General features: G+C 40.4%; 17 protein-coding genes. 13 read left to right on the forward strand and 4 right to left on the reverse strand.

The annotated features are described in order from the left end of the window. Positions 1–128: 128 nt before the first annotated feature. The 11 genes from ACOB80_RS03525 to nqrM all read left to right on the forward strand — a co-directional run bounded on the left by ACOB80_RS03525 (position 129) and on the right by nqrM (position 14,541). Positions 129–1,466 (forward strand): Na(+)-translocating NADH-quinone reductase subunit A, encoded by a 1,338-nt coding sequence (locus ACOB80_RS03525; RefSeq protein WP_473164418.1) that lies wholly within the window; start codon positions 129–131, stop codon positions 1,464–1,466. A gap of 2 nt (positions 1,467–1,468) precedes the next feature. After that, positions 1,469–2,683, forward strand: a complete 1,215-nt coding sequence (locus ACOB80_RS03530) for an NADH:ubiquinone reductase (Na(+)-transporting) subunit B (protein WP_473164419.1) — start codon at positions 1,469–1,471, stop codon at positions 2,681–2,683. Continuing rightward, the gene (locus ACOB80_RS03535; protein WP_473164420.1) at positions 2,673–3,461 is read left to right on the forward strand and encodes a Na(+)-translocating NADH-quinone reductase subunit C; all 789 of its coding nucleotides are present in this window, start codon (positions 2,673–2,675) and stop codon (positions 3,459–3,461) included. Before ACOB80_RS03530 ends, ACOB80_RS03535 begins: the two co-directional genes overlap by 11 nt. Beyond that, positions 3,461–4,084: an NADH:ubiquinone reductase (Na(+)-transporting) subunit D gene (locus ACOB80_RS03540; protein ID WP_473164421.1), complete on the forward strand. Its 624-nt coding sequence runs from the start codon at positions 3,461–3,463 to the stop codon at positions 4,082–4,084. Before ACOB80_RS03535 ends, ACOB80_RS03540 begins: the two co-directional genes overlap by 1 nt. 5 nt (positions 4,085–4,089) lie before the next feature. Then, positions 4,090–4,713 (forward strand): NADH:ubiquinone reductase (Na(+)-transporting) subunit E, encoded by a 624-nt coding sequence (gene nqrE, locus ACOB80_RS03545; protein ID WP_473164422.1) that lies wholly within the window; start codon positions 4,090–4,092, stop codon positions 4,711–4,713. A 69-nt stretch (positions 4,714–4,782) separates the two neighbouring features. Further along, positions 4,783–6,006: an NADH:ubiquinone reductase (Na(+)-transporting) subunit F gene (nqrF, locus tag ACOB80_RS03550; protein ID WP_473164423.1), complete on the forward strand. Its 1,224-nt coding sequence runs from the start codon at positions 4,783–4,785 to the stop codon at positions 6,004–6,006. 94 nt (positions 6,007–6,100) lie between these two features. After that, positions 6,101–7,138 (forward strand): FAD:protein FMN transferase, encoded by a 1,038-nt coding sequence (locus ACOB80_RS03555; RefSeq protein WP_473164424.1) that lies wholly within the window; start codon positions 6,101–6,103, stop codon positions 7,136–7,138. A 312-nt stretch (positions 7,139–7,450) separates the two neighbouring features. Then, a complete protein-coding gene (locus ACOB80_RS03560; RefSeq protein WP_473164425.1) occupies positions 7,451–7,831 on the forward strand; it encodes a hypothetical protein in 381 nt (126 codons plus the stop codon). A gap of 410 nt (positions 7,832–8,241) precedes the next feature. Next, positions 8,242–11,010: a GEVED domain-containing protein gene (locus tag ACOB80_RS03565; RefSeq protein WP_473164426.1), complete on the forward strand. Its 2,769-nt coding sequence runs from the start codon at positions 8,242–8,244 to the stop codon at positions 11,008–11,010. Positions 11,011–11,388: 378 nt separating this feature from the next. Continuing rightward, complete coding sequence (locus ACOB80_RS03570) at positions 11,389–14,151, forward strand: GEVED domain-containing protein (RefSeq protein ID WP_473164427.1); 2,763 nt, start codon at positions 11,389–11,391, stop codon at positions 14,149–14,151. A 165-nt stretch (positions 14,152–14,316) separates the two neighbouring features. Continuing rightward, positions 14,317–14,541: a (Na+)-NQR maturation NqrM gene (gene nqrM, locus ACOB80_RS03575; RefSeq protein WP_473164428.1), complete on the forward strand. Its 225-nt coding sequence runs from the start codon at positions 14,317–14,319 to the stop codon at positions 14,539–14,541. A gap of 149 nt (positions 14,542–14,690) precedes the next feature. Here nqrM and ACOB80_RS03580 read toward each other — a convergent pair whose 3' ends face one another. Beyond that, entirely contained in the window at positions 14,691–17,393 is a 2,703-nt protein-coding gene (locus ACOB80_RS03580; protein ID WP_473164429.1) for a GEVED domain-containing protein, read from the reverse strand. 417 nt (positions 17,394–17,810) lie between these two features. On the opposite strand from ACOB80_RS03580, the gene dinB reads away from it, so the two are divergent. After that, positions 17,811–18,875: a DNA polymerase IV gene (dinB, locus tag ACOB80_RS03585; RefSeq protein ID WP_473164430.1), complete on the forward strand. Its 1,065-nt coding sequence runs from the start codon at positions 17,811–17,813 to the stop codon at positions 18,873–18,875. Between the two features lie 26 nt (positions 18,876–18,901). Then, positions 18,902–19,765, forward strand: coding sequence for an MBL fold metallo-hydrolase (locus tag ACOB80_RS03590; protein ID WP_473164431.1), 864 nt, complete (start codon positions 18,902–18,904; stop codon positions 19,763–19,765). A gap of 144 nt (positions 19,766–19,909) precedes the next feature. On the opposite strand, the gene ACOB80_RS03595 is transcribed toward ACOB80_RS03590, so the two are convergent. The 3 genes from ACOB80_RS03595 to ACOB80_RS03605 form a co-directional block, all read right to left on the reverse strand. Then, positions 19,910–20,359, reverse strand: coding sequence for a methyltransferase family protein (locus ACOB80_RS03595; protein ID WP_473164432.1), 450 nt, complete (start codon positions 20,357–20,359; stop codon positions 19,910–19,912). Between the two features lie 64 nt (positions 20,360–20,423). Beyond that, positions 20,424–21,005, reverse strand: coding sequence for a Crp/Fnr family transcriptional regulator (locus ACOB80_RS03600; RefSeq protein WP_473164433.1), 582 nt, complete (start codon positions 21,003–21,005; stop codon positions 20,424–20,426). Positions 21,006–21,140: 135 nt separating this feature from the next. Next, on the reverse strand, positions 21,141–24,677 hold the full coding sequence (locus ACOB80_RS03605) for a hypothetical protein (protein WP_473164434.1): 3,537 nt from the start codon (positions 24,675–24,677) through the stop codon (positions 21,141–21,143). Positions 24,678–24,825 lie beyond the last annotated feature (148 nt).

The following is a 24,825-nucleotide window of genomic DNA, read 5'->3' on the forward strand; positions in this document are numbered from 1 at the left end:
AAAAGATTTTCTGCTGAATACACTGAAATCATTTGTTTGTTCACTTAGCAGCTTTAGGCGCTAGTTTAAAGTCGTTAGGTGAGTAAATAATTGGTTTTGTTACTCCCGTCAAAGTAGTGCAAGTGTTTATGATTACAATAAAAAAAGGTCTGGATGTTCCTGTACAAGGTGCTCCCCAGCAAGTAATCCATGATGGTCCGTCCATCAAAACCGTTGCGACACTCGGTGAAGAGTATGTGGGTATGCGACCGACCATGCATGTACGTGTGGACGATCGTGTTAAAAAAGGTCAGGTTATTTTTGAAGACAAAAAGAACCCTGGCGTTAAATACACAGCTCCAGCCGCAGGTGTAGTGACTGAGATTAACCGTGGTGAAAAACGTGTTTTACAGTCTGTTGTTATCAAAGTAGATGGCGACGAACAAGAAACTTTCGCCAAATATGCAGAAGATGCTTTATCAAGTATTGCGCGTGAAGACGTTGTAAATAACTTGGTTGAGTCTGGATTGTGGACCGCTTTGCGTACACGTCCGTACAGTAAAGCTCCTGCAGTTGACTCTACGCCAAGCGCAATCTTTATTTCTGCAATGGATACTAACCCGTTAGCGGCAGATCCAGCAGTTATTATTAAAGATCAAAGTGAAGCGTTTAAAAATGGTTTAACTGTTTTAGGTCGTTTAACGGAAGGTAAGGTTTTCGTTTCTAAAGCACCTAATGCTGACATTCCTACTACAGGTAAAGAAGAAGTTAACGAGTTTGCGGGTAAGCACCCAGCAGGTCTTGTTGGCACACATATTCACTTCTTAAACCCAGTAGGCGCTGAAAAGTTTGTATGGCACATCGGATATCAAGACGTTATCGCTGTTGGTAAACTATTTACTACTGGTGAACTTGATAGCACTCGCGTAGTTGCGTTAGGTGGTCCAGAAGCTAAGAACCCACGTTTAGTGCGTACTTTAGTTGGCGCTAGCACAAACGACTTGACAGCTGGTGAAGCAAACGATGTAGAACTTCGTGTAATCTCTGGTTCAATTTTACAAGGTGCTCACGCTGCTGGCGTTCACGCTTACCTTGGTCGCTTCCACGTGCAAGTTGCAATGCTTCGCGAAGGTCGCGAAAAAGAATTTATCGGTTACATGTACCCAGGTCCTAACAAGTTCTCTGTAACACGTGCTTACATGTCACATTTATTCCCAAGCAAATTATTCAACATGACGACAACTACAAATGGTAGTTCTCGTGCCATGGTACCAATTGGTAACTACGAGCGAGTTATGCCGCTAGACATTTTACCAACTATTTTGCTTCGCGATTTATGTGCAGGTGACACAGATGGTGCTCAAGCACTTGGTGCTTTAGAGCTAGACGAAGAAGATTTAGCGTTATGTACGTTTGTTTGTCCAGGCAAGTCAGACTATGGCGTTATGCTTCGTGAATGTCTAACCACAATTGAGAAGGAAGGTTAGTCATGGCTTTGAAAAAGTTTATTGAAGATATCGAGCCGCATTTTGAAAAGGGCGGTAAACACGAAAAATGGTTTGCTTTATATGAAGCCATTGCAACGGGTTTATTTACTCCAGGTTATGTAACTAAGGGTAAAACTCACGTTCGCGACAGTATTGACCTTAAACGTATCATGATCACAGTATGGCTAGCGGTATTCCCTGCCATGTTCTTTGGTATGTACAACATTGGTTTTCAAGCAACTGAAGCACTAGCTGCTGGTTACGCTTTGCCTGACTCATGGCAAGTTGGCTTATTCCACATGTTTGGTGGTGAACTCACGGCAGATGCTGGTTGGTTTACTATGATGCTTTACGGCGCATGTTTCTTCCTGCCTATATATGCAACTACCTTTATTGTTGGTGGTTTCTGGGAAGTATTATTTGCTGCGGTTCGTAAGCATGAAGTTAACGAAGGATTCTTCGTAACCTCTATTCTATTTGCATTAATTCTTCCTGCTTCTATTCCATTATGGCAAGTTGCTATCGGTATCACCTTCGGTGTTGTTGTAGCGAAAGAAATCTTTGGTGGTACAGGTAAGAACTTCTTAAACCCAGCTTTAGCGGGTCGTGCATTCTTATTCTTTGCTTACCCTGCAGAAATTTCAGGTGACTCAGTATGGGTTGCAGTTGACGGTTTCTCTGGTGCTACTCACTTAGCCGCTGGTGCCGCTGCACAAGCTGGTGCAATTGATTACTCTTGGGGTACTCAAGCATGGTGGGATGCGTTCTGGGGCTTTATTCCAGGTTCAGTTGGTGAAGTATCTACTGCTGCTATTTTATTAGGTGGTGCTTATATCCTTTATAAAGGTATTGCGTCATGGCGCATCGTGTTAGGTGTGTTCGTTGGTATGGTATTAACCGCAACGCTATTCAACGCTATTGGAAGTGATACAAACGCACTATTTGCAATGCCATGGCATTGGCACTTAGTTGTTGGTGGTTTTGCTTTCGGTATGATGTTTATGGCAACTGACCCTGTATCAGCGTCATTTACCAATAAAGGTAAGTATTTATTCGGTGCGTTAGTAGGCATCATGGTGGTTCTAGTTCGCGTAGTTAACCCAGCATTCCCTGAAGGAATGATGTTAGCTATCTTATTTGCTAACTTATTTGCTCCACTGTTTGACTACTTCGTGGTTCAATCAAATGTTAAACGGAGGCTTGCACGTGTCGGCTAAAAAAGAAACATTTGGTAAAACGGTTGGTTTTGTTATGGCAGTGTGTTTAGCATGTGCTGCCTTAGTATCAATTTCAGCGGTTCAATTAAAGCCTCTACAAGTAGAAAATAAACTACTTGATCAACAAACTAAAATTTTGACAGCTGCGGGCATTTTAAAAATGACTGACGGCACAAAAGCTTCAATTCAGCAAACGTTCAAACAATTTGTTGAAGCGAAAATGATCGACTTAGATTCTGGTGAGTTTATCGATGGTAACCCTGAGTTATTCGACGAGCGTCGTAACTCTCGTGATAATGCCAAGTCTGATAAGCCTAAGAATGATATTGCAGGTATCAACCGTCGCTCTCACGATGCGGTAATTTACTTAGTACGTGATGGTGCTGGTAAGGTTGAAACAGTAGTATTTCCAATGGTTGGTTCAGGTCTTTGGGATCTTATGTATGCGTTTGTTGGTGTAGAAGCTGACTTAAACACTATCCGTAACGTTATTTACACGGCTGACATGAAAGAAACTCCGGGCTTAGGTGCTGAAGTACTTAACCCTAACTGGATTGCTTTATGGCCTGGTAAGAAAATTTTTGACGATAACAACCAAGTTAAGGTTGAGCTTGTTAAAGGTGGCGTAAAAGCTGGTAACCCAATGGAAGCTTACCAAGTTGACGGTTTATCAGGTGCAACGCTTACGGCTAACGGCGTAACAAAAACATTTCAGTTCTGGTTCGGTGAAGAAGGTTACTTACCATTCATCGAGAAGAATCGTGGAGGGTTGAACTAATGTCATCTGAAACTAATAAAGTTTTAACGAAACCGATTTTCGATAACAACCCAATTGCTTTACAAGTACTAGGTATTTGTTCTGCACTTGCGGTTACAAGTTCAATGGCGAATGCGTTAGTAATGACCATGGCGGTTGTTTTCGTAACGGCGTTTTCGAACTTATTCATCTCGATTATTCGTAACCACATTCCATCTAGTGTACGTATTATCGTGCAAATGGCGATTATCGCTTCATTAGTAATCGTTGTAGACCAAGTGCTTAAAGCGTTCTCATACGCGCTTTCTCAAGAGCTTTCAGTTTACATCGGTCTAATCATTACTAACTGTATTGTAATGGGCCGTGCTGAAGCATTCGCAATGAAAGAGAAGCCTGGTGTGAGCTTTATGGATGGTATCGGTAACGGTTTAGGTTACGGTTTCATTCTTATCACAGTTGCTTTCTTCCGTGAATTATTAGGTTTTGGTACTATTTTTGGTATCGAGATTTTACCTTTAGTTCAAAACGGTGGTTGGTACCAAGCGAATGGTTTATTAGTATTACCATTCTCTTCATTCTTCCTAATCGGTTTCATCATTTGGGCTGTGCGCCAATGGAAACCAGAGCAAGTTGAGAAGGATTAATCACGATGGAACATTATTTATCACTATTAGTTAAAACGATTTTCATCGAGAATATCGCGTTATCTTTCTTCTTAGGTATGTGTACTTTCTTAGCGGTTTCTAAGAAAGTAAGTACAGCAATTGGTCTTGGTATTGCGGTTATCGTGGTACTAGGTATTGCGGTTCCTGTAAACCAAGTGATTTATCAAGCTATTTTGGCTCCTGGTGCATTAGATAGCGTATTTGGTATTACTGACCCAACTCAAACTATTGACCTAAGCTTCTTATCATTTATTACCTTTATCGGTGTAATTGCGGCACTAGTACAAATTCTAGAGATGGTTTTAGATAAGTACTTCCCACCGTTGTACAACGCTCTAGGTATCTTCCTACCATTGATCACGGTTAACTGTGCGATCTTTGGTGCTGTATCTTTCATGGTTGCTCGTAACTACACGTTAACTGAGTCAGTTGTGTACGGTATCGGTTCAGGTATTGGTTGGGCATTGGCTATCGTTTTACTTGCGGGTTTACGTGAGAAAATGAAGTACTCTGACGTTCCAGCTGGCTTGAAAGGTTTAGGTATTACGTTTATTACCACTGGATTGATGGCATTTGGCTTTCTTTCTTTTGGTGGTATTTCGTTATAATAAGATTAACGTAGAAGGCTTAGCGTTCTCGCAACAGCCTTCTCCTAGAGAAGTGTAAAGGAAAAGTCGATGGAAATAATTCTCGGCGTTAGCATGTTCACTGCAATCGTTATCGCTTTGGTTCTAGTGATCTTATTTGCTAAATCAAAGTTGGTTGCCGACGGTGACGTGACTATTTCAATTAACGGTGACCCTGAAAAAGCGGTTACTACTGGTGCTGGTGGCAAGTTACTTGGCGCATTAGCTGAACAAGGTATTTTCATTCCATCAGCTTGTGGTGGTGGTGGTACTTGTGGCCAATGTCGTGTAGAAGTACATTCAGGCGGTGGTGATATTTTACCTACTGAGCAAAGCCACATTACTAAGCGTGAAGCTAAAGAAGGCTGTCGTTTAGCGTGTCAGGTTGCTGTTAAGCAAGACATGGATATTGAACTAGAAGACGAAATCTTTGGTGTTCAACAGTGGGAATGTGAAGTTATCTCTAACGATAACAAGGCAACTTTCATTAAAGAATTGAAATTAAAAATTCCTAATGGTGAGTCTGTACCATTCCGTGCTGGTGGTTATATTCAAATTGAAGCACCTGCGCATCACGTTAAATACAAAGACTTCGATATTGATGAAGAGTATCGTGGTGACTGGGAGCGTTTTGGCTTCTTTGATATTGAGTCTAAAGTTGATACTGACACATTACGTGCGTATTCAATGGCGAACTACCCAGAAGAAGAAGGCATTATTATGCTTAACGTGCGTATTGCTACGCCGCCGCCTAATAACCTTTCTTTGCCAGCAGGTAAGATGTCATCATATATCTTTAACCTAAAAGCAGGTGATAAGGTAACTATTTCAGGTCCATTTGGTGAATTCTTCGCGAAAGAAACTGATGCTGAAATGGTATTTATCGGTGGTGGTGCTGGTATGGCGCCTATGCGTTCACACATATTCGATCAACTTAAGCGTCTTAAATCTAAGCGTAAGATCTCTTTCTGGTACGGTGCACGTTCATTACGTGAAATGTTCTATGAAGATGACTATAACGGCTTAGCGGCTGAAAATGATAACTTCGAATGGCACGTGGCTCTTTCAGATCCTCAGCCAGAAGATAACTGGGATGGTTTGACTGGGTTTATTCATAATGTACTTTATGAGGAGTACCTTAAGGACCATGAAGCGCCAGAAGATTGTGAATACTACATGTGTGGTCCACCTATGATGAACGCTGCTGTAATTGGCATGCTGAAAGATTTAGGTGTAGAAGATGAGAACATACTTCTAGATGACTTCGGCGGCTAATTCAAAATTAGTAATATAGAAGTTGAATAAAAAGGTGGCTTAGGCCGCCTTTTTTTGTTTCCTAAGGGTAGAGAAGGTCAATTGGGTAAATTAGATGAATAAATTGATGTATGGTTTCGTGGCTTTAGCACTAGTGGTGTTAGCCGGGTGTTTTCCAAGTAATGATTTGAATAAGAAACAAATCCACTTACAAGGTATTACCATGGGTACCGTTGCCTACAATGTAAAATATATTGAGCAGCCGCTCGAAGGTGATAAGCAAATTCCAAATGACGTTATTGTTCATGAGAACATAGAAGCTATTTTAAAGCAGCTTAATCAAGATATGTCCAATTGGATTGCAGATTCTGAACTATCTAAATTTAACGCTCATCATTCCCTTGAGCCAGTAGAAGTATCTGAAGGGCTAGGTCGCGTAATTGCTGAATCTATCCGTTTGGGCAAGCTCAGTGACGGCAGTTTAGACGTTACTATCGGCCCATTAATTAACCTTTGGGGCTTTGGTCCAGAAGCTCGCCCTGAAAAAGTGCCTACAGACGAAGAGATCGCCATTGCAAAAAATCGCTCAGGCATTGAACACTTGCACTTAGAAGGGAATATGCTGTCTAAAAGTATTCCTAATTTATACGTTGACCTTTCAACAACGGCAAAGGGTTATGCCGTGGATTTAGTGGCTGAATATTTAGATTCTATCGGTGCACACAACTACTTGGTTGAAATTGGTGGCGAATTACGTGCTAAAGGCTTCAAGCATACTGGCGAGCTTTGGTCTATTGCCATTGAAAAGCCGGTTTCTCATGAAAGAGCAATGCAACAAATCGTTATTCCAAAAGATAACGCTGTTGCGACATCAGGCGATTACCGCAAATATTTTGAAGAGAATGGCCAACGATACTCACATATTATCGATCCTGAAACTGCTAAGCCAATTAACCATAAATTGGTGTCAGTTACGGTTATTCACCCTTCGTCTATGACCTCTGATGGCCTTTCTACTGCTATGATGGTCATGGGCCCTGAAAAGGCGGTTGAGTTTGCTGAGCAAAATAACCTGGCGGCCTATTTGATTATCAAAAGTGATACAGGGTTTATTGAGCATACAACGAAAGCGTTTATGCCTTATTTAAAATAGTACATGTTTTTAAACTCGGCGTTAGACACTACTAGCGCCATTGCTATCTTCTCTTTTTCTTTCATTAGTTAAGCTCTCTTGATTATCAATTCGCTGTTTTCCTCAGTAATCACACGCTTCAAATATCTTTGAGTCTTTAGATAGGTCTTAATATTTATAACTTGACTCATATCTGTTATGTAAATGCAGCAGGCCTAATCTATAATTTTATTATTCTACGCTTGTTAAGTCTTTGTATCTGATTAGTCATCTGCATTTTGTTGTCGATACGTATGAAACATTAGCATGCTTAAAAGTTACATCGGATTAACGATGAAATATCTTGTCAAAGTTAAAAACCAATGTATTCGAGTCGAACCTCACGGAGTTTGGGATGCAGGTACAGTTCTTGATTTTCAAGCCGATCTTAAAAAGCATATTGATCTAATCAAAGAGAAAGAGTGGGCCTCACTCGTTATTACGACTAATTGGGTTGTCGGTACCCCAGAGACAGAAACGTTAATGGATGAATTTCAGAAATGGTGTGTAGAAAATAACCAAAAATACGAGGCCGTTGTCGTTGATGATCATGGCCTTAAAAAATATCAATCAGACCGCTTTCTTCGAGAAATTAAGTTGTCACCTATTAAGCTTCAGTTTTTCAATAATGAAAAGGAAGCGATTACTTGGTTGAAAGGCTTCGGTTTTTTATAAAAGCTAGTAGAACAAATCTTTTTATTAGGAGACTTAGACGCTAATTAACTCTTGCTAACTTCTTTACACCCATTCGTAGACCTAAAGATGTTTTCGTTTTACTTCTAAATTCACATTAAATCAAAAAAATTTTTGGCTTTCATCGCTGACAAAAACGATATGAATTTCATATATATGTGTACGTTAAGCACTCAGTTTAGTCTATTTCTAATCACAATAAGTGCATAAAATATACACATTAATGTAATAATTGTGTAACATTAATGTTAATTGCGAGTAAATTTGTTTGTACGGACTAATAACAAAATTAACTAACAATAAACGTAACTTGTTGAAAGCAATTAATAAAGCTCAACAATAAAAGGCCTTTATTGGCTCAATAATAAAGCTTTCTTATAGAAGGAAAAAAAATGAATAATAATAAACAGTTCAAGCGTAGCGGTTTGTTAATGGCTTCATACCTGACAACGTTATCCTTGGTCAGTGTGCCTTCGCATGCGGACGTTCCTGGTGGTCCAACTGCCCCCAAAAGACTAACATCAGTGCCAAGTGCAATTGCCTCAGCGGTGAATTACTGTGCAAGTTCTGGTGGTGGTAATTACGAGTATATTGCCAATGTGCAAGTCGCTAATTTAGCCAATGCATCAAGTGGTACAACGCCGTATACCGATTTTACAGGTTTAACGGCTAATTTGGTTACAGGAAGTAATGCAATAACGTTAACCCCTGGTTTCGTCAATAATTCTTATACTGAATATTGGTCTGTATTTGTCGACTTTAACCAAGATGGCGATTTTACCGACGAAGGTGAAAACGTGTATTCAGGTAGCGGTAATTCTGCAGTAACAGGCACGATAAATGTACCTGCTAATGCGGTTAGCGGTAATACGCGTATGCGCATTGCCATGAAGTATGGCAATGCTCCATTTAATTCTTGTGAAAACTTCGCTTCGGGTGAAGTAGAAGATTACACAGTAAATATCCAAGGTAGCGGAAATCAAGCACCAACAGCTGCTACAACAGGGCCTTATTCAGGTACTGTAGGCTCAGCAGTTGCAATGAGTAGCGCTGGCTCAACTGACAGCGATGGTAGCATTTCTACATGGTTATGGGATTTTGGCGACGGTAATACCAGTAGCGCACAAAACCCAAGTTATAGCTATGCAAGTGCTGGTAACTTTACGGTTACTTTAACGGTTACCGATAACGATGGTGCTTCATCTTCAGTATCAACAACTGCCAACATTACTGATGGAAACACCAACCCTAGTGATTATTGTTCGGTAACTGGTGGCGGTACATACGAATGGATTGCAGGTGTACAAGTCGCTGATCTAAATAATACCTCTTCTCAGTCAAATTATGCTGATTACACAAATCAAGTGGCGACTCTTGCTAAAGGCGCTAATTCGATAACCTTAACTCCAGGCTTTAGTGGAAACTCTTACACCGAACATTGGGGAGTGTGGATCGACTTCAATAAAGACGGTGATTTTGCTGATGCTGGAGAGCAAGTTGTTAGCGGTTTAAGCGGCACTAGTGCAGTAACTGGTTCGATAAACGTGCCGCAAGATGCATCGGGTACTACTCGTATGCGTGTTGGAATGAAGTACAATCAAGCGGTTACAGACCCTTGTACAAACGTAAGCTCGGGCGAGTTTGAGGATTACACGGTTAAGTTTGATGGAACGGTTGTTGACCCTGATCCGGATCCAAATCCAAGCGCGCTTCCAGATGTATGCGCGACACAAGAACCTACAACTGCAACAACACTAGAAGACGGTGTGCCTGTTTGTATGCCTGCAACAAGCGGTACTTTAGGTTACGGTATTTCATTATGGTTAAGAAACGATGTGTCTAGCATCGCTTTCACTACTAAACATGGTAAAGGTAACTTAACTATGCGTGCAAGAGCTGGTGACCAGCCAAGTGCAGGTGATAACAGCATTGAGTCGAAGCATGTTGGTAACACCGAGTGTTTAGTTCTTACTAACCTTGATACTAACGGCAGTGGTTGGAATTACGTTCAGCTCACAGGCCTATTTAAAGAGGCTAGCATTGTAGCTGATTTCAATGCAACATCATGTCGAGAAACAGTAGGTGAGCCAGATCCAGGTGCCACTAATAACGGATGGAACTATAACAATGTAAATGTTGTTATTTACCCGATGAACTTTTCAGATACCCAATTAGAGTGGACTGACGCTGAAATTAACGCGGAAATGGAAAAAGTTAAGCAATACTACACTGAGCAATCTTACGGTAACTTTAACGTTACTTGGCAGATACAGCCTCGATTGACCATTCCGCATCCAATGTCAAAATATAACGACAAAACATTGTTCAATCCTGATGCGCGTACGACAATTGAAGCAACTGGCGCTGACTTTGATTTTCCTGATGAAGCGACATTGATTATGATGACGGTGCCACGCTATGGACCTGCGGGTAATCTAGCTAACTCTGTTGGTGGCCCTTCAAACTTCCTTATTGTTCATTACAACGGCAGTACCATTGCGCACGAAATGGGGCATGCTTTTGGTTTACATCATGCGCGAGGTGTTGATGGCGGTAGCCAGGTTCTTTCTGATACAGCGACTGTAGATGATTACGGAAACGTATTTGATTTAATGGGAATGGGCGGCTACGACTATGAAGAATACAACTTAATGTATAAGAGTTTCTTCCAAGGGTGGTTGAAAGATACAGATGTTCCTTTTGTTACTACGTCAGGTACACAACGTATTTATGCGTTTGACCATGGCTCAGCGGCAGGTACCAATACTGCTGGCCAAATTGGTATTCGTTTGAAATCTGATGACGAAAGCTTAACGTATTGGATTGAATATCGTACTTCAGCACACGGTGAAGATGATTCTGCACCAGAGCATCAGTTGCGTACACCATTACTAAGAAACGGCATATTAGTGAATGTACAAGGCTTTAAAGAAGAAGAGAACCCAGGTCTATGGTGGAATCACATTTCTAAACTTTTAGACTTTACCCCTAACTCTCGCAGTTCGAGCTGGGCGCTTGAAGATTATAACGATGCACCATTGCAAATAGGTAATAGTTGGACAGATCCTTCAGGTAAGTTCCGAATTACGCCAACAGCTAAAGGTGGTACTGAAAATACTGCTAGTGCTTGGATTGACGTAAACGTAGAAATCCTTAAATAAACAACCTAGTTAATTAACTGACTAAAAGCCGAGCGAAAACCGCTCGGCTTTTTTATGCTTTTATATCAATATTCCCTATGTGAACTTTATATTCTTAATAGTTATAAACGGAGGGGCGTGAAATAAAGTTAATAAGATTCAATGTATTAATAGGCCTTTCAAAGATTATCCCACGAGTTACTGCAATAAATAGTACATAAAATATACAATTTATTGTAGTCAGGGTGTAATATTGGTGTTAATTGTTGGTAAACGCGTGATGTGAGTTAGTACCTTTCCACTGACAATACATAAGAAGTTGAAAACAATTAACAGAGCCTAATAACAAAAAGCTTGCAATAAGCTTACTAAGAAGGCTTTCATTTAAAGGATAAAAAAATGAATGATAAACACCAAAAGAAACACAAAGGGTTAGTATTGGCTTCATGCCTTACTGCGTTGTGTTTAACTAGCGTGTCTTCGTATGCAGATGTTCCAGATGGACCACCCGCCCCCAAAAAACTGAAGTCTATGCCAAGTATTACCGCATCTGCCGTCAATTATTGTGCGAGTTCTGGTGGAGGCTCGTATGAGTATATATCGGGAGTGCAACTGGCTAATGTAGCCAACACATCTTCAGGGACTACACCTTATACCGATTTTACTGGATTAACCGCGAACTTGGCTACGGGTAATAATACCATTACCCTTACGCCGGGCTTTACTGGTAATTCCTATACGGAACATTGGGCCGTTTACATAGATTTTAACCAAGATGGTGACTTTTCTGATAGTGGAGAGAAGGTGTATTCAGGTAGTGGAAATTCAGCACTAACCGGCTCGATAAATGTGCCGTCTAATGCGGTATCTGGAAACACTCGAATGCGAGTATCAATGAAATATCAGGTCGCTATTTCTAATGCCTGTGAAAATTTTCAGTCAGGTGAAGTCGAAGACTACACAGTTAACATTCCTGGTACAGGAGGAGGTAATCAAGCGCCTGTAGCTCGCACGGATGGTCCATACTCTGGCACAGTCGGAACAGGTATTGCCATGAATAGTAATGCTTCTTCTGATTCAGACGGTTCTATTACCTCTTGGAACTGGAATTTTGGCGATGGCTCTTCTAGCACCTCTGCTAACCCAAATCATACCTATAGTGCAGCTGGAACTTATAATGTAACGTTAACCGTAACAGATAATGATGGTGCAACACATTCCACGACAACTACTGCGACAATAACGGGGGGAGGGACTAACCCTACCAACTATTGTTCTAATACTGGCGGTGGTAACTATGAATGGATCGCAGGTGTTCAAGTCGCTAACGTGAATAACACTTCAACTCAATCTAATTATGGTGATTATACGAGCCAAACGGCCAATTTATCTGCAGGCGCTAATGCTATTACGTTAACACCTGGCTTTAGCGGCAGTGCTTATACTCAACATTGGGCGGTTTGGATTGATTTTAATAAAGATGGCGACTTTACTGACGCAGGAGAGCAGGTAGTCTCCGGCTTAAGTGGTAATGCTGCGGTGACGGGAACTATAAACGTGCCTTCTGGAGCTACTGGTTCAACACGAATGCGAGTGGCTATGAAGTACAATCAAGCACCGGCTGGTCCTTGCACTAATGTCGGCTCTGGGGAAGTTGAAGATTATACGGTCAAATTTAGCGGAGTCATAGATCCTCCACCACCAACAGGTAGCCTGCCAGATGTGTGCGCAACACAAGATCCTACGACTGCAACAACGTTATCAGATGGGGTACCAGTATGTGTGCCAACTACCAATGGTAAAAAGAGCTTCGGAATTTCACTTTGGTTAAGAACGGATGTTTCTAGCATCGCCTTTACCTCTAAACACGGTAAAGGCAATTTGACGATGCGCGCTAAAGCTGGTGGTCAGCCAACGGCTGGTGATAACAGCATTGAATCAAAACACGTTGGCAATACCGAGTGCTTGGTGTTAACTAATCTTGATACTAACAACACCGGTTGGAACTATGTTGAGTTAAGTGGTTTGTTTAAAGGTACCAGTGTCGTAGCCGACTTCAACGCTACATCTTGCCGCGAGCAAGTAGGCGCGCCGGATCCCGGCTCTTTAAATAATGGCTGGAATTACAACAATGTAAATGTTGTTATTTACCCGTTTAATTTTTCGGATACTCAATTAGAGTTTACTAACGCTCAGATTAATACTGAGATGCAGAAAGTTAAAGAGTATTTTACGGAGCAATCATACGGTAACTTTACGGTGACTTGGGACCTCAAACCAAGAACAACGCTTCCTTATCCAATGTCAAAATATAACGATAAAACCTTGTTTAAGCCTGATTATCGGGCGGCTATAGAAGCTATGGGCGATGATCCTGACTTTCCAGATGAAGCAACTTTGATCATGGTTACTGCTCCTCGCTATGGACCTGCTGGAAATTTAGCGAACTCTGTTGGTGGTCCTTCAACGTTTGAAATTGTCCATTACAATGGAAGTACTATTGCACATGAAATGGGCCATGGCTTTGGTTTACATCATGCTCGCGCAATTAATGCAGGAAACCAAGTCATCACTGACAATGCTACGGTAGATGACTACGGCAATGTATTTGATTTAATGGGTATGGGGGGCTATGACTATGAAGAATTTAATCTAGTCTATAAGAGTTTCTTCCAAGGATGGATAAACGATACCCAGGTTCCGCTGGTGACCTCCTCTGGTACTTACCGAATCTATGCGTTTGATCATGGTTCTGCGTCAGGAACGAATACTCCAGGTATCATTGGTATTAAACTAAAGTCTTCCGATGGAAATTTAACTTACTGGGTTGAATATCGCACATCAGCACATGGTGAAGATGATACCGCTGATAACCTTAAGCTTCGAACACCGCTATTACGCAATGGGGTGTTAGTTAATGTTCAAGGGTTTAAAGAGGAGGAAAACCCAGGGTTGTGGTGGAATCATATTTCTAAGTTACTTGATTTCACACCTAACTCTCGCAGCTCTAGCTGGGCGCTAGAAGATTATAATGATGCACCGCTGCAAATAGGCAGCAGTTGGACAGATCCTTCTAACTCATTCAAAATTACACCTGTCGCAAAAGGTGGCACAGAGAATACTGCAAACGCTTGGATAGACGTTGAAGTGGTAAAATACTAATTTCACCAGTCAATCATACTAAGAAAAAGTCGAGCAATTAAGCTCGACTTTTTCTTGTCAGCATTTAATTCAGTTAAAATATTAACTTGCTTTGGCAATATCTAAGCGGCTGAGTTAAAATAGCCGTGTTAAAAAGGGCATTCGGGTATTTTAAGGGCAACATTAATGGCTATGTTTATTGTTACCTTCGCGGTATTTTTATTGATCGTTATCGCGATGGCTGTCGGTTATATTTTTCAACAAAAGTCACTCGCAGGTAGCTGTGGTGGTTTAGGTACTATTGGTATTGATAAAGAATGTAACTGTGATAACCCATGCGAAAGTCGCCAAGAACGAGAGCGAGAAGAAAAGCTGAAAGAGCAACAACAAATAGATATTAAAAACCTGTAAAACAAAGATTTTTAATGAAAACGCGGCCAATTGGCCGCGTTTTGTTTTGGTAAAATGTTGTTTTTATTATTTTGCTTGGTGTATTTAACCCCTGTCGATATTTATTGATAAAAATGACGCCGCGCTAAATAGCGACTTCATTCGCGATATTAGAATTTTTCAACTTTAATATCGATCCAAGCGTTTGCTGTGTTTTCTGTACCACCTTTTGCCATAGGCGTGATACGGAAGCCTCCCCAAGGGTCAGTGAAACTCTTACCAATTTGCAGTGGCGCATCAGTTTCATCTTCTAATCCCCAATTAGCAGTGCTTTGAGAATTAGGTGTAGTATCTATCATCGCTGAACGATGGTTCCAAAATGATGCTTGGCTTTCATTCTCCAAGTAACCTTGCATATTAATGACCACACCGTTTCGTAATAATGGTGTACGGAAAGGGTCATTTTGACCAATTTCTCCACGTGCTGTGGTGTGATATTCAACCCAATAGGTATATTCGCCATTTCCAGATTTTAAGCGAATACCAATATTACCTGGAGCGCCATGACCTGAAGGTGTACCGTGATCGTACGCATAGATTCGGTAAGTACCAGAGCTGTTAATTACAGGCACATCACTGTCTTTGATCCAATCTTTAAAGTAACTCTTGTACATTAAGTTGTATTCTTCCAGTGTATGAGCCCCCATACCCATCATAGAAAAAACGTTTCCGTAATTCGAAATAGTATCGTTTCCAGAGTTAAGCATAGAGTTACCACCCTCGACTGACATTGAATGTCTTAACCCTAGAGCGTGGCCAATCTCATGGGCAATTGTACCTGCTGCATAAGTATATATTTCCATTGAAGGAGGCGCGGCTTGTGAATTAATCGAGGTGGCTGGTGTTGGTCCAATTTTTGGCGCGGTAATCATAGTAATAACACCTTCACCAGGGAAAATGGGATCGACGCCAGCGGCTTCTATTTTCGCATCATGGGCTGGACCCCATGCACTCTTGTCGTTGTCATATTTTGATTTCGGATCTTCCATGGTTATTTTAGGTCTTATTTCCCATGTTACATCGAAATTACCGTAAGACTGTTCTCGGTAGTATTGACGAGTTTTCGTCATCTCTTCGTTGATCTGAGCTGTAGTAAATTCAAGTGGTGCATCAGGGAAATCAAATGGGAATACAATTACGTGTACTTTATTGTACTTGTAGCCCGTATTTCCTTGATCTGGCGCCCCTGGTGTTACTCGGCAAGAGGTTTTATTAAAGTCAGCCACAATGGAAGCCCCTTTAAATGCGCCGTCTAAACTAATGTAATTCCAGTTAGAGGTTGGGTTGACTAAAATCACACATTCCGTATTGCCAACATGCATAGACCTTACACTACTATCGCCAGCTTTAGGCCAACCGGTTGCACTTGCTGATAACGATAGGTTTCCAACACCGTGAGCTGTGGAAATCGCAATACTTGTAGGGCTGCCGCTGCCAAGCATACTAAATGAAAATCTGCTACTTGCCGAAGGTACACAAACAGGAACGCCGTCTTCCAAGGCCGTTGATGTTGTTGGTGATTGGGTCGCACAGATATCTGGTAAATCGCCTGGTGGTGGCGGATCTATTACACCACTAAAATTCACGGTGTAATCTTCTACTTCTCCCGAACCGACATTGGTACAAGGGCCCGCGGGTGCTTGATTATACTTCATGGCGACACGCATTCGGGTTGGACCCGATGCTCCAGAAGGCACGTTAATCGTTCCCGTTACCGCAGCATTACCACTTAAACCAGAAACTACCTGTTCGCCAGAGTCAGAGAAGTCACCGTCTTTATTAAAGTCAATCCAAACTGCCCAATGTTGGGTATAAGCACTGCCGCTAAAACCAGGTGTTAAGGTTATGGTATTTGAACCAGTACCCAAGTTAGCCGTTTGATTGGTGTAGTCTCCATAGTTGGATTGCGTTGAAGTGTTGTTCAAGTTGGCAACTTGGACACCCGCTATCCATTCGTAGTTACCTCCACCGGTATTTGCACAATAACCCGTTGGATCGGTTCCTCCTCCAGAAATAGACGCGGTAGTGGTTATCGAGTTAGTAGCGCCGTCATTGTCAGTCACAGTTAATGTAATGGTGTAAGTGCCTGCTGCATTATAGACCTTATTTGGATTAGCTGAAGTACTCGATGTGCCATCTCCAAAGTTCCAATTCCATGATGAGATTGAACCGTCAGCATCTGACGACGCGTTACTACTCATGGCAATCCCGGTCCCTGTGGTGCCTGAATAAGGACCATCGGTGCGAGCCACAGGCGCTTGATTACCACCGCCGGTACCTTGAATACTGACGGTATAATCTTCTACTTCTCCTGACTGAAAATTTTCACAAGAGTTCGATACCGGTACTTGATACTTCATTGCTATTCGCATTCTAGTATTTCCGGGAGTAGCGCTAGCAGGTACATTGATATAACCAGATACAGCTGAATTGCCACTCCCAGTGAAAACATTTTCACCACTGTCGCTAAAGTCACCATCTTGATTAAAGTCAATAAACACGGCCCAGTGCTCTGTGTAGGCAGCACTTACAAACCCAGGGGTAAGGGTTATTTGTGTGTTGTTTGTACCTTGAGTTAAGTTAGTGGAGACACTGGTATAGTCGGTATACGCAGACGCTCCACTTGATGAATTATCTATAGAGCCAACTTTTACATTAGCTATGTACTCATAGTTTCCGCCACCATTGCTGTTACAATAGTTTACGGCTGCTTGAGCTTTGTATGTTTCTGCCATCGAGACATTACTTACAGCGGCAAATGAGGATACAACTGTTGCCAATAGTAAGGTTCGATTCTTATTTTTTATTTTCATTTGAATGTTACCTTTTCGTGATTGAAAGACGGATTTGTGGGGTCTACACAAATTCGTCGATTTACTAAAATGTTACGTATATGACAGGGGTGATTAACGTTATGTAAACAATTTAGTAACAATACTGTATACAATATATACAAAATGTGCGAGAAAAATAATCTGAAAAAGTTATATTTGGTTATCGAAAAGTAACTTTTTAAATGTAAGTTATTGTATTTTATATGCTTAGTTTTATTGGGTTTTGTATTGAAAAATTTGATGTATTAATTTCATACTATTTATTAATCTTATATTTTAGATTCAGGCTCATTGTATGATTTGTCTTTGTAATTAACTTGAGTATTAAAATATTTGTTGCTGAAATACGGTTAGTTAAATATACTGTTTTTATGTACAGTTGTTTTGGCGCTTAAAATGAGAAAGATCATTCACGTTGACATGGACTGTTTTTATGCTGCGGTAGAAATGCGTGATAACCCTGAACTGAGAAACCACCCTATAGCTGTGGGTGGCAAGAGTAACCGAGGCGTTCTGTCTACCTGTAATTATCTTGCTCGTCAATTTGGTGTAAGGTCTGCAATGCCTAACCATATGGCATTAAAACTTTGTCCAAACCTCATTATCGTTAATGGCCGTATGGAGGTTTACAAACAAGTCTCACTTGTTGTTCAGAACATTTTTTCTCGATATACCGATAAAATTGAGCCCTTGTCCTTGGACGAGGCATACCTTGATGTAACTGATTCAAAAGCTTTTGGTGGTAGCGCCACCCTAATTGCAGAACAAATTAGAAAAGACATCTTTCAAGAAACTCAGTTAACGGCGTCTGCTGGAGTCGCTCCAAATAAGTTTCTCGCAAAGATTGCTAGTGACGAGAACAAGCCCAATGGATTATGTGTTGTAACGCCGGAAACTGTTGGGGAGTTTGTTAAGGAGTTGCCATTAACGAAAATTCCAGGTGTAGGCCCGAAAACTGCCGCCCGTTTAAGTCAGTATGGTTTAGAAACTACACAAGATGTAAGGCAATACGCATTTTCTAAACTACAGTCACTTATGGGTAAACAAGCTAACTCGCTGTTTAATCGCTGTCATGGGCGAGATGAAAGTGAGGTTAAAACTCACCGTGAAAGAAAATCTTTGGCGATAGAAACAACATTGTCTAAAGATATAGAATCAATTGAACAGGTGCTAGCTATCATGGAAACCTTAACTGAGAAGTTAAAAGCTCGCTATGCAACCGGTAAAAGTAAAGAAAAGGCGATAGCTAAACTTGGCGTAAAATTGAAGTTTTCAGATTTTTGCCAAACAACCGCTGAGTGTCAGGCGATTTCTATTCAATCTAGTGTGTTTCAATCGTTATTTGAAGTCGCTATAGAAAGAGCTCAAAACCGTAAAATTCGCCTTGTTGGTTTGTCCATCGGCTTTGCTTCAAGTAAGGTTAATAGAGTAGAAAACAAACAACTAACGTTAGCGCTATAAAACTAACAATACTTAGCGAGAAAATTATGAGAAAACTACTACGATCTATAGCCTTTTGCTTCATGGGTATATTAAGTTTCAATGGATGGGCTCAAGATTATGCCGATGTGAAAATCAATGCAATTAAGGCGCAGGGCGACGTTTACATGTTAACGGGCGCTGGCGGTAACATTGGCTTGTTTGCGTCAACTAAAGGGTTGATATTAGTCGATGATCAATTCGCGCCACTAGCAGAAAAGATTGAAAACGCAATGAAAGGATTGAGTGATCAACCTCTTAAATATGTGATTAATACCCATTACCACGGCGATCATTCCGGAGGAAATAGTTATTTCTCTCACAAGGCTCCAATATTTGCTCATGAAAATGTACGCAAGAGAATAAAGCAAAGAGTAGGGGATGACACCGCAAGTTTACCCGTTGTTACGTATGACAATGGTGTCACTATTCACTTGGCAGAAGAAACAGTAAGATTAACTCATCTCCCATCAGGCCACACTGATGGAGATACTATTGTCTTTTTTGAGCGTGCTAATGTTCTTCATACTGGAGATTTATTTTTTCAAGGGCGTTTTCCTTACGTTGATTTGAAAGCTGGCGGAAGTGTTAAAGGGTACCTAGCTAACGTTAAATTTATGATAGATAAATTTAGTGATAATGTGATTATTATACCGGGTCATGGGCAGTTAACTAATAAACAGGAGTTAATCATTTTTGCTGAAATGATTGAAAACTCTATTGCTTTAGTTGAAGAAGCGATAGCCAGCGGTTTAAACAAAGAACAAATTATTAAACAAGGGGTAGGGGAGAAATACAAATCCTATTCTTGGCGGTTTATTAGTGAAGAGCGTTGGTTAACCACACTTTATGATGACTTAAACAAAGAGTAGATCGCTAGAATTAAACACGAGAGTTACCAAATATACAGTTACTTTGATTAAAATCTTCGACACCTTATTCGGAAAAGGTAACTCTCGTTTTTTAAATCTACCTATTCGAACTTGCTAGTGTAGGCTTATTTGAAGAGGAGGTGTTCATATCCATCTCCTAACTTTCTTGCAGTAATTCGTGTATTCGTCACCAAACTTTTCTTGCATCATTTTTTCCTCAAATGCTATATACCACCGATCAGTGATAACAAAGAAAGTTAGTACGGCTGTTAGTGATATTATCGATCCGTTTTTTATTAAAGCAAAGCCCAATATAGCTAGTAATAACCCTAGGTACATAGGGTTTCTTGAATACTTAAACATTCCATCAGTGAGCAGTTTTGAAGGTTCGTCAAAGGTCATTATATTAATATTGTGCTGATGGAAATACCGATTGTAGTAAATAGAAATTCCTAGCCCCAGAACGACTAATGGTATTCCTAGTGCCAGATTATAAGGCGAAGCAAGAAGCGTTACAGATATAAATAAAATGTCTAGAATACTGATTAAAACACTTAACATTACGAATAGGATTGGTGGCAATAGTTTTTGCATAAAAGGTCCTTGTTGGTTTTTGCAAAAATCTATCAAGTACTAAGTGACGATTCATTAAAGTAGATTAACGATTCTGATTCCTTAAATTACTTAAAGCGACTGGAGTAATCCCCAAATATGAAGCTAACATATGTTGCTTAAGCCTTTTTTCTAGTTGCGGATAGTTTTTTAAGAAGGATTGATATCTTTGGCTCGCATTAAAAAGTAAAAACTCTCTTTCTCGTGCTTCTTTGATGCAGAATGCTTTTTCCAGCAAAGTAATTAGTAAAGTTTTCCAATAGTCTTTACTGGCTATCAGTTGCTTGAATTTATTGTAATCTATAACAACTATCGTTGAATTTTCTAATGCTTCTATTGAAAAGTAAGACTCTCTATTTTGTATTAATGCGCTATAAGAGCTAATGAAGCTATTCTCGGGAAAGAAGCCTTTTGTAAACTCTTTGCCTTTTTCATGGAGGTAAGTAACTCTAAATAAACCCTCATAGACAAACGCAAAACTATTGGGGTTATCTCCTTCTTTGAGAAAAAAGTCACCCTTTTTGATGTGCCTTAAGCTAGAGATAGCATTTAGCTTATCGAGTTCTTCATCAGGAAAGCGAGTAACCTGGTTTAAATAATTTGATAATGCGCTAAATTCTTTGTCCATTTTAGCTTAATAATGTTTTGTGGAAATTGACGTTTATTATACGAACTTTTGAAAATTCAGTGCTTAAAAGTTTCAATGGTTATCTACTAAATTAAAAAGGCCCTAGTAGGGCCTTTTCACATTTAACCTGTTTACTTACTCAGGAATGCTATCTAAGTTTAATACACCTTCATTTAGGCTCATCAAACGATTGAACTGCGTTGACATAAAAATGTTAGTTGAACCAGTGGTGTGAATGACATCCCATAATACTTGTTGGTTTGCGTCATACTTTGATAACACGAAACCTACTCCAAAGACAAAGCGATAGAAGAATAGCTCGTCGTTTGCATTGGTTTGCGTCGCAACTGTCGCTAATACCACAGCATTATGTAATAAACCTTGATCGGTATACTCTTGACCATCAAAAGTAGCCCATTCTGCTCCCAAACTTGCGGTGTATAAGTTAGCGCCATCTTTTGATGTGGCCATGTTACTAATTGCACCATTTCCTGAAAACAGCTCATTCTGGTATGAAACCTCAGAAACTTGCGAAATTTTGTTATCAGAAAACTCGTTATAAGCAAGTTGAGTGTTAACAATGGTGTTGTTTGCTTGGTCGTAAGCTAATAACTGACTGTTGCTGACTACGTGGTTAAACTGGCTAACAAAGAACACATTGTCTAGATCCCAATATAAACTTTGTAGCGAAAAGTCAGCATATTCTCTTACTTGGGTAACAATGACTGCTTTTCCGTCGATCAGCGCTATTGTTGCTGGTCGGTAGCGAGTGTCTATGCTGATTGTTTCGGCATCAAGTTGCATGATGGTCTGTGTCGCTAAATCAACTTGGTAGTGGTTGATCCTCGTTTGAGTTTGATCATTATCGTCTTGGTATTCTTCAATATTAGAAGCTAACAGTACTGAACCGTCAGGGTGTATAACCAAATCAGTTAAATCGATATCGGCAAGCGGAGATGCGATAGAGTGAACAAGCTCGCCCGTAAACATATGAATCACTTTAATTTGATCGCCCTGTGCAATGTACATATATGGGCGAAGTGGATCTAACACTAAACCGTTAGTGTTTACGCTTATATCTTCGACATTTACTTCTTCTGCGACGATGTTTTCCTTGTACAAGCTCACTGGAATGACACGAGTAAGCGCTTGGCCGTTTTCAGTTGAGCTTAAAGTGATTTCTCCATAATGAATATCATCTGACAGCCCTGATGCATCAGCTACTATTGATAGTGTGTTATCTGCTTGATTAGGGGTTAACGATAGCCAGTTAACGTTTGCTGTCGCTTGCCACTGAGGCATCTCACTATTATTACTAGCTATAGTAAGTGTTTGAGCTAAATGACTTAATCCATCTAAGTCTTTAAATGCGACTGCTTGTAAGCCATCTGAAAAGAGTCTTGTTTCATCTATATTGACTGTCACTAAAATTGATGATGTAGAATCTGTCGCAGGGTCGTAAACGTTAATCGTTGCTGTGAATCTTCCCCAGCCTGATATCTTGCTCGCGTCAATGGCAGTCGTTAGCGTTAAAACACCTTCTTCTGAATAGGCTGTAGAGACACTAAGCCACTCTTCACTTGAATTAATTTGGAATTGCTCGCTGATTCCGTTAATGGTTACTTCTGCTGTTTCAGTGATAGCGTTATTTGCATGTGAACCAAACGTCAACTGTTGAGTTGATAATTCAAATTGCTCGATAGAAATAAGTTCGATTCTTTGAAATGTAGAAGAGTGAATAACTAAACGTTTGTCGTCGGCTGACAGCTGAACTGTATTTGGCTGTTGCCCTTGAGTTAACACTGTATTAGTTTTGTTATTCTTTTGGTAAATGTCGATATAAAAACCAGAAGTATCATCATATCTGGTGTAGTGAGCGAGACCGTTTTGCGCAATAACTACATCAATGGTTAACGCGTCTTCAGATTGCTCTAATAAACCATTATCAACAAAAGTACTGCCATCAAAACTCAACCATTCGCTTGTTGGGCTGATTAAGTAAATGTCTGTTTCAAGAGGTGATACCACCATGTTTGTTACAACTTGCTGTTCTTCCGCGGCTAATAATAACTCAGGAATGTAACTGTGAGTTTCAACCAGAGATATCGTGTCAGTAGTAAAATCATTTGCACTTAATTCAAATCGATTGATTGACGAATCTGAAAAGTCTAGCGCGAATAAACTTTGTGTTATTGAAGCTTGTTCAATAACGGTTGAAAAGAATGCGCCTTCTATCGGTCCAAACTTACGCTGTAAATTAGCATCAGCTAACTCGAGTATTTGTGATACAACGAAGTGTCTGCCTGTGATAGTCACAAATTTCACAGGATCAAACTCGATATCAGGTGCTAGCTCTTCAATAGCATTTGTTAGTAAGTCTATTTTATAAAAGTGCACTTCAGTTGTGGTTGTTTCATCATCATTAACAATGGTTTCAACGGCTTTTGCTAATAAAATATCACCTTGAGGGTGCATGATGAGTCGCTCCAGTCTACTACCCTCAGGAGCCACCGGTAACTCAGCTAATAATTCACCTGTGTAACTATGATACGTTTGTAAGTTGTGTTCTTTAGTTAGATAGACCCTAGGCAACTTAGGCGAGGTTGTATAATCAACGCTAGTAATGAGTACTTCGTTTATTAATTTGTTTTCAGTTGCTTGGTCACTTTTGTATAAATTAACTTCAAGGGTTAATGGCAAAATTTGTTGGCTGTCGTTAGCTTTAGTTACAGTCACAACACCCTGATGTGTGCCGTTAGATAAAGCTTCGGTGTCTTTTAAACTAAGCGTAAGTTTATCGTTTTCCTGACTGACGGCTAGCCAAGGTGTTTCCGTTGTTGCAAGCCAACTTCCATCGCCAGAGCTATTGGTTTGGATGGTTAGCTGCTTTTGCGGCACTTGAATATTTGGTGTTTGCGTTAATAGCACGCCAGAGGATTCGGCGTAAAAATAGACATTATCAATTCCTACCTCAACTGGCACCATTCGGCTATCACCTGTTGTCGTTTCGGTCAGAATGACATTACCCACGTATTTTTCTGGTGAGTTAAATGTGGAAATATCTGCAGAAACATTAACCGTTGCTTCTCCTGTACCTTCACTAACATCAAAACTTAACCATTCAACATCGCTGCTAATTTTCCAACTATTTTCGCCTAACGAAGAAATTGTTAAAGGCTGGGCAGCAACGGTTTGGTCACCAAGTGTAGAGTCATAACTGATAAGATCTTTGTCGGTACCTAAATGCCAAACTAGTAGTGAAACGTCAATATCGTGATGAACTAAGTTTCGAGTATTGACGTCACCAGAGGATAACCTCAACTTAGTTGTATAGTTATTTGGAGGAAGTTGGTCTGCACTAATCACTTTGATTTCTATTGTTGCGCTAGTATCTGTAAGGTCAGACGTTGAGTAATTAAGCCAGCTTGCCGTGTCACTGTCTGGCGCAAAGCCGACGAGTAGCCCTTCACCTACAAAATTGACCTTAACTTGGAAGGTATCTTCCGAGACTTGCAGAAATTCATTACTAAAGGAAATCGCTGTGGTGTCAGCACTTATCTGGAAGCTTTTTTGCTGTTCGTTACTTTTAGAGTCACCGCCACAGGCTTGCAACATTAATAAAACAAAGCAAAAAACAACAGAGCGAGAGAAGATATTTAGATATTCCTTCATACAGTTCCCTAATGAGTAAACCCAATATGCAGATCGGGTATCAGTTTTATTTTTATACGCGATATTTTGCGTGATTCTAGCGATAAAGTAAAAACTTATCACAATTTAATCATCTATTAGGATTTTTTCGTCAGTTGATTGTAGAATA

Source organism: Thalassotalea coralli, assembly GCF_055786205.1.

Excerpts from the sequence above, each read along its gene's own strand:
- nqrM (WP_473164428.1), top strand. The coding sequence starts at position 14,317 with ATGGCTATGTTTATTGTTACCTTCGCGGTATTTTTATTGATCGTTATC.
- ACOB80_RS03525 (WP_473164418.1), top strand. The coding sequence starts at position 129 with ATGATTACAATAAAAAAAGGTCTGGATGTTCCTGTACAAGGTGCTCCC.
- ACOB80_RS03530 (WP_473164419.1), top strand. The coding sequence starts at position 1,469 with ATGGCTTTGAAAAAGTTTATTGAAGATATCGAGCCGCATTTTGAAAAG.
- ACOB80_RS03565 (WP_473164426.1), top strand. The coding sequence starts at position 8,242 with ATGAATAATAATAAACAGTTCAAGCGTAGCGGTTTGTTAATGGCTTCA.
- ACOB80_RS03560 (WP_473164425.1), top strand. The coding sequence starts at position 7,451 with ATGAAATATCTTGTCAAAGTTAAAAACCAATGTATTCGAGTCGAACCT.
- ACOB80_RS03540 (WP_473164421.1), top strand. The coding sequence starts at position 3,461 with ATGTCATCTGAAACTAATAAAGTTTTAACGAAACCGATTTTCGATAAC.
- ACOB80_RS03605 (WP_473164434.1), bottom strand. The coding sequence starts at position 24,677 with ATGAAGGAATATCTAAATATCTTCTCTCGCTCTGTTGTTTTTTGCTTT.
- dinB (WP_473164430.1), top strand. The coding sequence starts at position 17,811 with ATGAGAAAGATCATTCACGTTGACATGGACTGTTTTTATGCTGCGGTA.
- ACOB80_RS03555 (WP_473164424.1), top strand. The coding sequence starts at position 6,101 with ATGAATAAATTGATGTATGGTTTCGTGGCTTTAGCACTAGTGGTGTTA.
- ACOB80_RS03595 (WP_473164432.1), bottom strand. The coding sequence starts at position 20,359 with ATGCAAAAACTATTGCCACCAATCCTATTCGTAATGTTAAGTGTTTTA.
- ACOB80_RS03580 (WP_473164429.1), bottom strand. The coding sequence starts at position 17,393 with ATGAAAATAAAAAATAAGAATCGAACCTTACTATTGGCAACAGTTGTA.
- nqrF (WP_473164423.1), top strand. The coding sequence starts at position 4,783 with ATGGAAATAATTCTCGGCGTTAGCATGTTCACTGCAATCGTTATCGCT.
- nqrE (WP_473164422.1), top strand. The coding sequence starts at position 4,090 with ATGGAACATTATTTATCACTATTAGTTAAAACGATTTTCATCGAGAAT.
- ACOB80_RS03570 (WP_473164427.1), top strand. The coding sequence starts at position 11,389 with ATGAATGATAAACACCAAAAGAAACACAAAGGGTTAGTATTGGCTTCA.
- ACOB80_RS03590 (WP_473164431.1), top strand. The coding sequence starts at position 18,902 with ATGAGAAAACTACTACGATCTATAGCCTTTTGCTTCATGGGTATATTA.
- ACOB80_RS03600 (WP_473164433.1), bottom strand. The coding sequence starts at position 21,005 with ATGGACAAAGAATTTAGCGCATTATCAAATTATTTAAACCAGGTTACT.